Annotated in this window: 10 protein-coding genes; 8 read left to right on the top strand and 2 right to left on the bottom strand. The window is 55.8% G+C overall.

The window, feature by feature from the left end; translation table 11 throughout:
• The first annotated feature begins 57 nt into the window (after positions 1-57).
• Genes ENH71_RS12470 through ENH71_RS12460 form a run of 3 tightly spaced genes read left to right on the top strand, consistent with a single transcriptional unit; the run spans position 58 to position 5865 of the window.
• Positions 58-3231, top strand: a complete 3174-nt coding sequence (locus ENH71_RS12470) for an efflux RND transporter permease subunit (protein WP_294129750.1) — start codon at positions 58-60, stop codon at positions 3229-3231.
• Positions 3232-3280: 49 nt separating this feature from the next.
• A complete protein-coding gene (locus ENH71_RS12465; RefSeq protein ID WP_294129752.1) occupies positions 3281-3877 on the top strand; it encodes a LemA family protein in 597 nt (198 codons plus the stop codon).
• Between the two features lie 17 nt (positions 3878-3894).
• On the top strand, positions 3895-5865 hold the full coding sequence (locus ENH71_RS12460; RefSeq protein ID WP_294129754.1) for a M48 family metallopeptidase: 1971 nt from the start codon (positions 3895-3897) through the stop codon (positions 5863-5865).
• A 33-nt stretch (positions 5866-5898) separates the two neighbouring features.
• Here the strand turns inward: ENH71_RS12460 and ygfZ are convergent, their stop codons facing one another.
• The gene (gene ygfZ / locus ENH71_RS12455; RefSeq protein WP_294129756.1) at positions 5899-6774 is read right to left on the bottom strand and encodes a CAF17-like 4Fe-4S cluster assembly/insertion protein YgfZ; all 876 of its coding nucleotides are present in this window, start codon (positions 6772-6774) and stop codon (positions 5899-5901) included.
• A gap of 83 nt (positions 6775-6857) precedes the next feature.
• Between ygfZ and ENH71_RS12450 the strand changes: the two genes are divergently transcribed.
• Together ENH71_RS12450 and ENH71_RS12445 are read left to right on the top strand one after the other, a co-directional pair.
• The gene (locus tag ENH71_RS12450) at positions 6858-7127 is read left to right on the top strand and encodes an FAD assembly factor SdhE (protein WP_294129758.1); all 270 of its coding nucleotides are present in this window, start codon (positions 6858-6860) and stop codon (positions 7125-7127) included.
• Between the two features lie 83 nt (positions 7128-7210).
• Positions 7211-7579 (top strand): hypothetical protein, encoded by a 369-nt coding sequence (locus tag ENH71_RS12445; RefSeq protein WP_294129761.1) that lies wholly within the window; start codon positions 7211-7213, stop codon positions 7577-7579.
• Here the strand turns inward: ENH71_RS12445 and nadB are convergent.
• Positions 7564-9204: an L-aspartate oxidase gene (gene nadB / locus ENH71_RS12440; RefSeq protein ID WP_294130199.1), complete on the bottom strand. Its 1641-nt coding sequence runs from the start codon at positions 9202-9204 to the stop codon at positions 7564-7566. The two genes, ENH71_RS12445 and nadB, sit on opposite strands and share 16 nt — an antisense overlap.
• A gap of 192 nt (positions 9205-9396) precedes the next feature.
• On the opposite strand from nadB, the gene rpoE reads away from it, so the two are divergent.
• The 3 genes from rpoE to ENH71_RS12425 all read left to right on the top strand — a co-directional run bounded on the left by rpoE (position 9397) and on the right by ENH71_RS12425 (position 12545).
• Positions 9397-9975 (top strand): RNA polymerase sigma factor RpoE, encoded by a 579-nt coding sequence (gene rpoE / locus ENH71_RS12435; RefSeq protein ID WP_294129763.1) that lies wholly within the window; start codon positions 9397-9399, stop codon positions 9973-9975.
• A gap of 118 nt (positions 9976-10093) precedes the next feature.
• Positions 10094-10750, top strand: coding sequence for a sigma-E factor negative regulatory protein (locus ENH71_RS12430; RefSeq protein WP_294129765.1), 657 nt, complete (start codon positions 10094-10096; stop codon positions 10748-10750).
• A gap of 397 nt (positions 10751-11147) precedes the next feature.
• Entirely contained in the window at positions 11148-12545 is a 1398-nt protein-coding gene (locus tag ENH71_RS12425) for a Do family serine endopeptidase (protein ID WP_294129767.1), read from the top strand.
• The last annotated feature ends 75 nt before the right edge of the window (positions 12546-12620 follow it).

Here is a 12620-nt window from a genome sequence, read left to right as displayed (position 1 = left end):
TCGCCAGTATCGATCCGTATCGATCGGCCCAGAGCTAATTGCAGAGGATAACGCACAATGATTTTGTCTGACGTCTCGGTCAAGCGCCCGGTCTTCGCCGCTGTGATCAGCTTGTTGCTGGTTGCGTTTGGCATTCTTTCTTTCATGGAACTGCCAGTGCGGGAATACCCCGAAACCAATCCGCCAGTGGTATCGGTCAGCACCAGTTACCCTGGCGCTTCTGCAGAGATTGTGGAAGCTCAGATTACCCAGTTGATTGAAGATCAGATCAACGGCGTCGAAGGTGTGCAGACCATCAGCTCTTCAAGCAGCGACGGCAGCTCGCGCGTATCTGTTGAGTTTGCGGTCAGTCGCGACATTGATCAGGCTGCCAACGATATTCGTGACAAGGTTTCACGTGTCACACGTCGCCTGCCGGAGGGTGTTGATCCGCCCGAAATAGCCAAAGCGGATTCTGACGCACGACCGATGGCCTACTACAATCTGCAAAGCACACAAATGAGCTTTCTCGAACTCAACGATTATGCTGATCGTTATATCGTTGATCAGTTTGCTGTTATCAACGGTGTCGCCGGGGTTTCTGTCAGTGGCACCGGTGGTTATGCCATGCGGGTCTGGCTGGATCGTGTTGCGCTTGCGGCCCGCGGCCTGACGGTGCTTGACGTAGAGTCTGCCTTGCGGCGTCAGAATATAGAATTGCCTGCTGGCCGTATTGACTCGCTGGAGCGAGAGTTCAGTGTTCGTGTGGAACGAGTCTATCAGTCAGCTGACGATTTTCGGGATCTGGTCATCAGCCGTGGTGACGACGGCCAATTGGTGACACTGAATGAGGTGGCACGCGTTGAGCTGGCCGCAGCCAGCAATCGGGCGATGTTCCGCGGCAACGGAGTTGATGCTGTCGGGCTGGGAATTATCAGGCAATCCAACGCAAACAGTCTGCAGATTTTACGGGACACCATTGCTGTCGCGGAACGTGTCAACACCACGTTACCGGATCACATGACGCTTGAATTATCCAACAGCGATGCTGAGTTCATTGAATACGCGATTGAGTCGGTTTACAGCACCATCATAATGACCGTCATTCTTGTCAGCCTGGTCATCTACATGTTTCTGGGTTCGTTTCGAAGTATGCTGATCCCTGCGGTGACGATCCCGGTGTGTCTGATATCAGCCTTTATGGTAATGCTGATGTTTGGTTTGACGATCAATCTGATAACTCTGCTGGCACTGGTACTGTGCGTTGGATTGATTGTGGATGATTCCATCGTGGTGCTGGAGAATATTCAGCGCCGGGTCGAATCCGGAGAGCCGCCATTGCTGGCGTCCTACAACGGCGCCCGACAGGTGGGGTTTGCGGTCATTGCGACAACGCTGGTACTGCTGGCAGTATTCGTGCCGGTTGTCTTCATGGAAGGCAACATGGGCATTCTGTTTTATGAACTGGCAATCACTATTGGTGGCTCCGTTGTTATCTCGACAATACTTGCCTTGTCCTTGACTCCCATGATGAGCTCAAAGCTGCTCAACAGCCATTCCCATGAGAGTTTTCTGACACGTATTGTTGATCGGATTTTTCGGTGGCTGCAACGAGGCTATCATGCGGCTCTGGAGTTCGCTTTGGGGATCCGTTATGTCATTCTGGCCGGCCTCGTTCTGGTTGGTGTCGGCGTTTATTTCCTGTGGCAGGAGGTGCCCTCTGAGTTTGCACCGCAGGAAGATCAGGGCGTGTTCTTTGTGCGCATGAGCGGCCCCGAAGGTGCCAGCATGGCCTATATGCAGGAACAGGTTAATGACATGCAAGAGGGTGTCACGCCGTTTCTGGAGAATGGCGAAATACGAAGTAGCGTCACCATTTTGCCTGGCTGGGGTTCGGGCAGTGGTGTCAGCGGCGGGGTGTCGATCATGGCGCTGGCGGACTGGGAGGTCAGAGAAAAACCCACTCAGCAGGTCATGAATGAACTGGCTGCGGAGTGGCAGGATCTCCCGGGCCTGCAGATCATGATGTTTATGCGTTCAGGCCTGGTACGGGGTGGCGGCGGGCAGCCCGTACAATTTGTGATTGGCGGTCGCACCTATGAAGAGTTGGTGCAGTGGCGGGATATACTTATTGAGCGCGGAGAAGGTAGCGGGTTATTCACGCGGATGAATTCGGATTTTCTGGAAACACGGCCTAGTCTCACTGTGACTGTGAATAAAACCAGAGCGGCTGACCTGGGCGTCTCAATTCAGGCGATAGGCCGTACGCTGCAGGCAATGATGAGCGAGAGCCGCGTCACCACGTTCGCTGACCGGGGAGAGGAGTACGATGTTATTTTGCAAGCTGAGGAAAGTCAGCGCGCTTCACCGGACGATCTCACCAATATCTATGTCAGATCGGAGAGCAGTGGTCAGCTGATCCCCTTGTCCAATCTGATCACGATCGAGAACACGTCGTCACCCAATTCATTGAATCGATATATGCGGATGCGCGCAATTACCCTCAGTGCAGGGCTGCAGCCGGGAGTAACCCTGGAAGAAGGACTCAGTTTCCTGGAACAGGCGGTTTTAACGGAACTGCCGGAGCATGCGCAGATAAACTACAAGGGTGAGTCACTGGAGCTGAAGGAAGCCAGTGGCGGCCTTGCCTTCATTTTTGCCATGTCATTGCTGGTTGTGTTCCTGGTTCTGGCTGCTCAGTTCGAGAGTTTTGTGCACCCGCTGGTTATCATGACCACAGTGCCGCTGGCCATTTTCGGTGCTTTAATCGGGCTATTGCTAACCGACGGCACCTTGAATATCTATACCAATATCGGACTGATCATTCTGGTCGGCATCGCCAGCAAAAACGGCATTCTGATCGTTGAGTTTGCCAATCAGCTTCGGGATGAAGGCAAAGCGTTCCGTGAAGCTCTTGTGGAGGCCTGTGACCTGCGTCTGCGACCGGTCCTGATGACTGCACTGTCGACGATGATGGGGTCACTGCCATTGATTTTTGCCACGGGTGCCGGCTCAGAAAGTCGTGTTCTGCTGGGAACCGTCATTTTCTCCGGTGTATTGATGACGACGTTGATGACATTGTTTATCGTGCCGGTGGTTTATGATTTGCTGGCCAGGAACACCGGGTCGCCACAAACTGTATCCCGCTTGCTTAACAAGTTACAAAGCAAATACACTGAGGAATCCAAACCGGCCGCGTCAGCGGCAGGCGGTGCCAATCAGGCTGTCAGTCAGCGTCGGGAAGACATCTGACCGACAGCGTTCTGATATGGCAATGGTTCATCTAAGGGAGTAACAGTGTATGGAAGTGACAACCATAGTCATACTGGTGGTGGTGGCGATACTGGTATTTTACGGTATCGGCATTTTCAACCAGCTGGTCAGCCTGCGAAATCGCTACCAAAACGCATTCGCGCAGATTGAAGTCCAGTTGAAACGACGCTATGACCTGATCCCCAATCTTGTGGAAACTGCAAAAGCCTATATGGCGCATGAGCGCGAGACGCTGGAATCGGTCATTTCGGCACGGAATGCCGCCGCCCAGGGGCTCAGCGACGCGGCAGCAAAACCCGGTGATGCGGCCGCCATGCAGGCACTGGCGGCGCAGGAAGGTGCACTGGGCGGCGCTCTGGGCAGACTGAATGTAGTGATGGAGGCCTATCCGGATCTGAAAGCCAGTCAGAATATGATGCAACTGACTGAAGAGCTTACCAGCACTGAAAACAAGGTGGCCTTCGCCCGGCAGGCGTTCAATGACCAGGTCATGGCTTACAACACATACAAACAAAGCTTTCCACCAGTTGTGTTTGCCGGTGTTTTCGGTCACGGTGCTGATGCGTCGCTGCTTGAATTTGCTGACAGCGAACAGATACAGGACGCACCCAAAGTCAGTTTCTAGCCAGTACCGGAGCGTCCATGGACTTTTTCCAGGCACAGGACACCGCCCGTCGTAAAACCGGGCGGTTGGTAGTATTGTTTGCTCTCGCCGTGATCAGCCTGATTGTTATTACCAATGTGCTGGTCCTGGTCACTCTGGGCATGGCATCCGCGGAGACGGGTGGCGCTCCTGCGTTAGCCGACGTTGAGCCCGCTGTTTTTGTGGCTATCAGCCTCGCCGTTATTACTGTTGTCGGCTTCGGCAGCCTTTATAAAACTGCCACTTTGCGTGGCGGTGGCGCTCGTGTTGCCGAGTCGCTCGGCGCCAGACTGCTGGTCCCCGGTAGTGGGGATATTGATGAGCAACGCGTGCTCAATGTAGTCGAGGAAATGGCAATTGCCTCGTCTACTCCGGTGCCACCGGTTTATCTGATGGAGGAGGACGCCATTAATGCGTTTGCAGCCGGGTTCTCGCCATCGGATGCCGTCATTGGTGTCACCCGCGGTGCCATTGGTAAATTGTCGCGCGAAGAACTGCAGGGTGTCATAGCCCATGAGTTCAGTCACATTCTGCATGGCGATATGCGACTCAATATCAGATTGATAGGCCTGCTGCACGGCATCCTGGTATTGGGCATGATGGGCTATTACCTGATGCGCAGCGCAGCCATCAGCCGCCGGGGAAAAAACGGTAACGGCCTGGTTTTTCTGGGGCTGGGGTTGATAGTCATCGGTGCTGCAGGCACCTTTTTTGGCAATCTGATCAAGGCTGCCGTCAGTCGCCAGCGTGAATACCTGGCAGATGCCTCCGCTGTCCAGTTCACCCGCAGTGCGGATGGTATCGCCGGCGCGCTGAAGCGGATTGGCGGTGATGCGTCGGGCTCGCAACTGAGTAATCCTGGCGCCCGTGAGATCAGTCACGCCTTATTCAGTCAGGGGGTCAGCACGTCATTTTCAGCGCTGTTTGCCACCCACCCACCATTGCCACAACGTATCCAACGACTGCAGCCGCAATGGGACGGCGAATTCTCGCAACCGACGTCGTCGCCCGACACCAGCGCAGAGGCCCGTGGCGAAACTAATGAAAGGCAATCCAACACCGCACCTGACGCACGTCAGCGCAGTGCAACGGTACTTGAAGTGGCTGCGGTCGCCGCTCTGCAGCGTGCAGGGGCACCGGATTCAGCCGATCTGCAACAGGCAATTCGTGTCCGCGATCGTCTGCCGGCGGCGTTTATCAATGCCGCCCACGAACCCCATGGCGCTCGTGCCCTGATTTACTTTTTGCTGCTGGATACGACCACCGCAGGTGACTTGTCGCTGGCTGCCGGCAAGCCCGATGACAATCAGTTAGACGCAGCACGCACGGCCCAGTGCAAATATCTGGAAGCGAATGCCGATGCCGGCGTATATCCCGAACTGAGCAGACTTGTCGCGGACAGCAGCCGGCTGTCCGCCGGTGATCGCCTCGCTTTGGTCAATATCTCGCTGTCAGCACTGCATCAACTCAGCCCGGCGCAGTACACCATGTTCGAGCGCAATATGCGCGCGATACTGGATCGGTCTGCGGACATCGCGCCGATGAGCTGGCTGTACCATTATCTTGTACTGAAACACCTGCGCCCGGTCTTTGACCACCCGGCGCGCAGCACACGAGGGCGGCGCCTGACGCAGTGTAAACAGGCGTGCACAGTAACACTGTCGGTTATGGCGTATCTGGGTCAGGCGGAAGCAGCCGCGGCAGACGCCTTCGACAGCGCTGCCCACAGGTTGTATGCGCAGTTACCGGGTCTGGCCAAACCAGCAATTATGCCCAGGGCTGAACTTGACCGGGTGGCGCTGACGTCTGCGTTTGATGCCTTGCAAGGCCTGACAGCCAGCGACAAGCAGGCGTTCCTGCTGGCGGCGGCCGCCTGCATGCAATCGGACGGTCAGGTCACGGCGGCAGAACAGGAACTGTTTCAGACATTTGCAGAAATACTGGACTGTCCGACTCCGGCACTGTTTTAAACGGGTCCCGAGACCAACGCCCCGCGTGTGTGTTCAGTCTGCCGTTACCGGCATGATGGCCAGGGCATGGGTTTGCCCTGACGGCAGCTCAAGGGCATCAACCACTTCGCTGTTTTCCGGCACCGGTTGCCCGGCTTCCAGTGTGATGTAGCGCAAGCGCTTTTTAGCTTCAGCCCGGTAATACATTCTCGCCACCACTTCCTGACCCGTGTAACAGCCTTTCCTGAAGTCGATGACACCGTCAGTGTCATAGTTCAGCACCTGGGGTGTGTAAAGTTCCTGCTGACCGGGGCGGATATGGGCGATGCCGGCGGCAATGTCAGCCAATCGCCAATCCTGCTCAGAGCCGGATTTACATCTGGATGACAACGCTGATGCGAGGTCGCTTTCGCTGTCTGTGAGCACGCAAAAAAAACGGGCAGGGGAATCCTGTACGCGGACAAAAGCAGCGCCATGTTCAATAGAACAGGCATCTGTCATTTCCGGAGGCTGGGCACCACTGGCACTGAGCGCCTGGCCGCTACCGTCACCGCCAATGCCAAGCAATACGTACTGCTCACTGACGTCGGTTAACTCGGTCTTGAAAAAAACTTTGTATTTGTTAAGTGTCGTCAATACGATAGCAGCCATACCTGCACTGCAGATCAACAATATGCCATCCTGGTGGCGGATGACCCGCAGATCCGCGACCACGCGCCCCTTGAGGTTGCACAAGGCTGCACGCAGAGATTGCGCAGGGGACAGGCGGGACATATTGCAACTCAGTTGTCCCTGCAGGAAGCGTTCGCTGTCAGGCCCCGTGACCGCTATGATATCGGCATCCGTCAATTGAGTGAGCCAGGCATGCGGTTCTGGTACGGATCCCGCAGTGGCAGGCTCGGTATGATTGGGCTCTATTGTCTCAGGCATAGTGTCGTAGTCCGGTAAAACTTGCTGGATTCGTTTAAAATCCCGTTATGGCCAACGTTCTGGCACATCAGACAGGAAAAATCATGTTATCAGATATTGCATACAAGAAAATGCTCTGGCATAGCCGGCGCGGCATGTGGGAACTGGATATATTATTGCTGCCCTTTGCCGAAAATAAGCTTCGTTCTCTTGAACCTGCCGAGCAGGCGCTTTACGAACGTTTACTGGAAGAAGAGGATCAGGATCTGTTCGCCTGTCTGGTAGAGCGCACTTCGCACCCTGACCCCAAGATACAGGCGCTAGTGGTCAGAATTCGCGACTACGCAGCCTCAGGCGTGCGCCGCCCCCACTAGTGGAGCTTCAGTTCCGGCCGGGCCCTTCGTACTGCCTGGCGGCTTTATATGGCCTGCTGCATCTGGCCGCCGTCGCAGCACTCGTGGCAAGTGCACTGCCATTGCCAGCGCAGTTGGTGCTGATACTGGCCCTGAGCGTACACGCAACACTGCTGATACGCGGTGCCTTGCTGATCACGGGCAGGAGGCTGACTGCTGTTGACGCTGACGCCGGCGGCATCCTGCTGGCGTTTGGTGACGGGCGACGGGTTCCGGTTGTCATCAATTCCATATACTGCACGTCATGGCTACAGGTCGTACAGTTCCGTCGTCAATCCGCCATTGACAGGCGGACTTTCTGGCTAATTGTACTGCCTGACACCGCTGATGCAGACAGCCGGCGCCGGATACGTGCCTGGTTGCTGGCGGTGCCAGTTCAGCACAGCACCATGCCCGTTCAGACCTGCGACTGAGGTGGTGCCAGCACCGTGTCGCTGGCAACATCCAGCATGTCCGGGTAGTCCCGGGTGAAGTGCAGGCCCCGGCTTTCCTTGCGCAGCAGCGCTGATTCTATGATAAGACGTGCCACGAGTACCAGATTTCGCAGTTCCAGCAGATCTCTTGAAATCATGTGGCGACGGTAGTGCTCGTAGATCTCCTGCTCCAGTAACTGAATGCGTTTATGCGCAAGCTGCAGACGTCGGTCGCTTCTGACTATACCGACGTAGTCCCACATCATGCGACGCAATTCGTCCCAGTTATGAGAGACGACAACCTCTTCTTGCGAACGCGTGACGCGACTTTCATCCCAGTCCGGAATGCAGTCCGGAACTGCGGGCGTTGTGGCCAGCCTGGCACGAATATCGTCAGCGGCGCCAAATGCCAGTACAAAACACTCCAGCAGAGAGTTGCTGGCCATACGATTGGCACCGTGCAGCCCTGTGCAGCTGGTTTCACCGATGGCATACAGGTTCGTGATACTGGTTTGGCCGACTTTATCAACGACCACACCGCCACATGTGTAATGTGCTGCCGGCACCACCGGTATCCGGTCTTTGGTTATGTCTATACCAAAATCCAGACACCTGGAATAAATGGTCGGAAAATGCGTCGTGATAAATTCCGCAGACTTGTGCGTAATATTCAGGTAAACGCAGTCGCAGCCCAGTCGTTTCATTTCATGATCAATAGCGCGTGCAACGATGTCACGCGGAGCCAACTCCCCGCGGCTGTCAAATGCCGGCATGAAACGGGTGCCGTCTGGTAGCTCCAACGTAGCGCCTTCGCCGCGCAAAGCCTCAGTGATCAGAAAGGAGCGTGCATGCGGATGGTACAAACAGGTCGGATGAAATTGATTGAATTCCATATTGGCCACCGGGCAACCGGCACGCCATGCCATGGCGATGCCATCACCGGTCGCGCTGTCGGGATTGGTTGTGTACAGGTAAGCCTTGCTGGCGCCGCCGCTGGCCAACACCACGAAACGGGCACGAAACAACTCTACTTTTTCCTGTTCCTTGCAATACACATATGCGCCAACACAGCCGGCGCCTTCCAGCCCGAGTTTCTCGCGGGTGATGACATCTACAGCCAGCCGGTTTTCGAACAGGGAAATTCCAGGGTGATTCAGCGCGCGGTCCCTCAGCGTTTCGAAAACCGCGCGGCCGGTGGCGTCGGTGGCGTGAATGATACGGCGATGACTGTGACCACCTTCCTGAGTAAGGTGTAGCGGTTTCAGGTTGTCACGATTTAAGGGCAGGGACGCTGCACCGGCTCCGGCTTCTTCTGCCGTTTGCAGGGTAAAAGGTACGCCTTGTTCCACCAGCCAGGCGATTGCTTCCTGGCTGTGTTCGACGATGTGCCGGACCATATCTACGTCACACAGACCTGCGCCCGAATCGAGGGTGTCGGCAATGTGGGCATCAACGCTGTCGTTCTCATCGAGCACGGCAGCAATGCCACCCTGCGCCCAATAGGTGGCGCCCTGGCTTAAAGTGCCTTTGCTGAGGACGGCAACACGGGCAAATTCGGCGGTTTTGAGCGCCAGACTGAGTCCGGCGGCACCACTGCCGATGATCAGAATATCAAAGTCGTACACGGTGCCGGGTATCCGAAGTGGTGCGAGGGAGAAGAATTCTATAGACTCTGAGAACTTTTGCAAATCCCTGTGGTCTGTTGTTGCTGTGGTTTGTGACAGGTGCCGCAGCGCCCGATATTTGCAATGACGATAGTGTCAAAGTTCCAGGAGCCGGGAATTGTCAGCGGTTTAATTTAGGCTCGTAATGGACGTATGAAAAATCAGGATTCAGATAATCAGTTGGTCGAGCGTGTTCTCAAGGATGACAAGCAGGCTTTCACGTTGCTGGTACTTAGGTATCAACACAAGGTATTGGGGCTGATCAGCCGGTTTGTGAAAGATCCACATGAGGCTGAGGACGTGGCTCAGGAAGCGTTTCTCAAAGCCTACCGGGCATTGCCCAGTTTTCGCGGTGACAGCCAGTTCTATACCTGGTTGTACCGGATTGCGGTCAATACCGCCAAAAATTACCTGGTGTCACGTAGCCGACGGCCGCCCAGCACCGATGTTGACATGGAAGACGCCCAGCAGGTCGATGACAGCAGTATGCTCAGGGAAATGGACACACCCGAGGCCAATCTGGAAAAGGAAGACATGCGACGGGTAATCAACAAAGCGATAGAAGAGTTGCCGGAAGAATTACGCACCGCTTTTACCTTGCGTGAATTTTCCGGACTCAGCTACGAGGACATCACCGAGGTCATGGATTGTCCAGTGGGCACAGTTCGGTCCCGCATATTTCGGGCCCGTGAATCAATAGACAAGCGTATCAAGGAGTTACTAAGATCCTGAACTTTGTAACAATTATGGCGACCAGTCAGTTTTTTGACATATTTCTCGCACAGTCGGGAACTCGGGCTGAGCGTTGTGGTCGAAAGGGTATAGCAAAATTGGCAAGGTGGGCTTTTGCATGAAGCAAGACGATACGATGCACGATATGACTAATACGCAGGATCAGATCGACCGGGAGGCCCTGTCGGCCCTGATGGACGATGAGCTGAGCGATTTCGAATTGCGACGCCTGCTCCAGCGCATTGAGCAGCAGCCAGCTTTGTTGGCTGAATGGGAACGCTATGGGTTGGTCAGGTCTGCTTTGCAACCTGATCCGATGCGATCGCCCTCGACACCGGATTTTGCCAGTCGAGTGATGAGTGATATCGAGCAGATTCACGCAGAAGAAGGTCCTTTAACGGCGCCCATAGAGCGGCGCCTGAGCAGTCCGGGCAATGGCTGGGCGCGCAACACAACACGGTTTGCAGTGGCGGCGTCGGTCACATTCGCTGTCTTTATGGGTATGCAGACCGTACTGCAAAACCCCGGAACAGGTGACTCTGTGCCAGCGGTAGCCGCTGGCGGGTCAGATATCGATTCCCGGAACCAGCAGCTTGCGGTAGATGCCGATGCGCAGCAGCGACTGAATGATTACATTCGCAGCGTCACCATTCCCGCCCGCGTTGAGTCGCAATCGGTACCGTACAATGTTCTGTTGAACTCGCCTCAGCTGCGTCCGGTCGCTGACCGCGAACTGCTGCAGGAAGTGGAGCGCGAGCCCCTGACGCAGCCCTGAGCGGCACATGACATAGACAGCCCCGGGCGTCACTGAAGACAGCCTTGGGCGTAACTGAAGACAGCCCTGGGCGTAACTGAAGACAGCCCTGGGCGTAACTGAAGACAGCCCTGGGCGTAACTGAAGACAGCCCTGAGCGTCACTGTAGACAGCCCTGAGCGTCACCGTAGATAGCCCTGAGCGACTGTAGAGTCAGCCTCAGCCTGAAAGTAGACGAGCCCCGATCGGGTCTTTGGTTGCATGGGAGTTTCCGCAACTGACGGCTGATCGGGGCTTTTTTGTGGCCGCTCACGTTTGTCCGTTGAACCCTTGGCCGCAAAGCGGTATGTTTGATGCAAAGTTGTTCCCTGGCGCGGATGATCCATTGAGCTTCAGCGCTGTTACCGGAGTGTTTTAGATGAAAAAGTTCTTGTTGATGTCCGTGCTGCTCATGACAGCCACACTGAGCCTGCAGGCCAGCGCCAATTTGCCTGATTTTGAGACTCTGGTGGCGGAGAACTCGGTTTCTATCGTCAATATCACCACGCGCCAACAGGCGCCGCAGCGCTCCGGCGCCGAACAACGCGATCTGGAAGAACTGCTGCGCCAGCTGCGCCCCGACGGTGTGCCACCGATTGACCCGGAAGCCGCGCCGGGGCGTCCGCGCGGCGGCGTGGGATCGGGCTTTATCATGAGCAGTGACGGTTACATCATCACCAACCATCACGTTGTTGCCAATGCGGATTCAATTACGGTCACGCTGACGGACCGCCGTGAATACACGGCAGAGATTATCGGCACTGACGAATTGTCGGATGTTGCCCTGATCAAGATTGATGCAGAGGGGCTGCGCGCAGTCGTCTTTGGTAATTCAGAACAGGTCCGGGTCGGCGAATGGGTCCTGGCTATCGGCTCCCCGTTTGGCCTGGAGTTTTCTGCAGCTGCCGGTATCGTCAGCGCCAAGTCACGTAATGTGCCGTCCCGTGGCCCTGCCAACTATGTGTCATTCATTCAGACCGATGTTGCCATCAATCAGGGCAATTCCGGTGGCCCTTTGTTCAACCTCGAAGGCGAAGTGATAGGCATCAACTCACAGATACTGAGCAGCACCGGCGGCTCCAATGGCATTTCTTTTGCGATACCCAGCAACATGGCGCTCAATGTGCTCGAACAATTGCGTGAGACGGGCTCGGTCAGCCGCGGATTGCTTGGCGTTCTGATCAAGGACGTGGATCACGCGTTGTCCATGGCGTTCGATATGCCCCGGCCCTATGGTGCATTTGTGGATGACGTGCAACCCGGCAGTCCGGCGGAAGATGCCGGGGTGCAGAACAACGATATTATCCTCGCGTTTAACGGCATCACCATCGAACAATCCTCACAATTGCCGTTCTATGTCGGCCAGATCCGTCCGGGCTCATCTGCAGATCTCACTATCATGCGTGATGGTGAGACTTTCGAACTACCGGTGGTGGTAGGGGCGCTGCCGGGAAGTGATCAGGCATTTGGGGGTGAAAGGCCTGCCGCGCCGCGCGGCAACAGCCTGGCTTTGAGCGTCGGCGAGCTCGATCCCGGACTACAGCAGGACGTGCCTGCACTGGCAACGGGTGGTGTGCAGATTGAACAGTTGCGTGACGGTCCCGGCCGGCGCGCGGGGCTGGCGACCGGCGATGCCATCGTGACGCTCAATCACCAACCGATCCGGAATGTGGCGGACTTTAATAGGGTAATGGAGTCATTGCCTGAAACCGGTTTTGTTCCGGTCAGGGTTGTGCGTGATGGCCGCGGTACGACCCTGGTGCTGGAACTGCAATAAGCCCTGATTCCTGCGTGATTCTGCTGTGCCGGTGCTCGAAATCTCCTGACAGCGCATGGCAGATCATGTAGACTT

Source organism: Pseudohongiella sp. (genome assembly GCF_011050365.1).
Lineage (GTDB): Bacteria > Pseudomonadota > Gammaproteobacteria > Pseudomonadales > Pseudohongiellaceae > Pseudohongiella.
This window is presented reverse-complemented; position numbering and strand designations above follow the sequence as displayed.